The 239-nt window shown below is 72.8% G+C and carries 1 pseudogene; it reads right to left on the minus strand.

The window, feature by feature from the left end:
• Nucleotides 1-239, minus strand: a pseudogene (locus EXE44_RS19330) (halocyanin); the annotation flags it as partial.

Raw genomic sequence — 239 nt, forward strand, 5'->3', positions numbered from 1 at the left:
GTGAAGCGGAACGCCGACGTAGGCGATGCTCTCCGGCCACCCGGTGTTGCCGCCGCCGCCGACCTCGACGGTGGCGACATCGCCGCCGACGGCGAGGCCGCCGTGCATGCCGACCGCGGTGTGGGGTACGCAGTGGTAGTGGGTGATACCGGCGTCCTCGCTCGAGGTCTCGTACTCGTAGGTGTACCCCTCCTCACCGACCGGGGCGCCGCTGTCGAGGCTGGCCGGGCCCCCGCCCT

This window comes from Halorubrum sp. SS7 (assembly GCF_005435055.1).
Taxonomy (GTDB): Archaea; Halobacteriota; Halobacteria; order Halobacteriales; family Haloferacaceae; genus Halorubrum; species Halorubrum salinarum.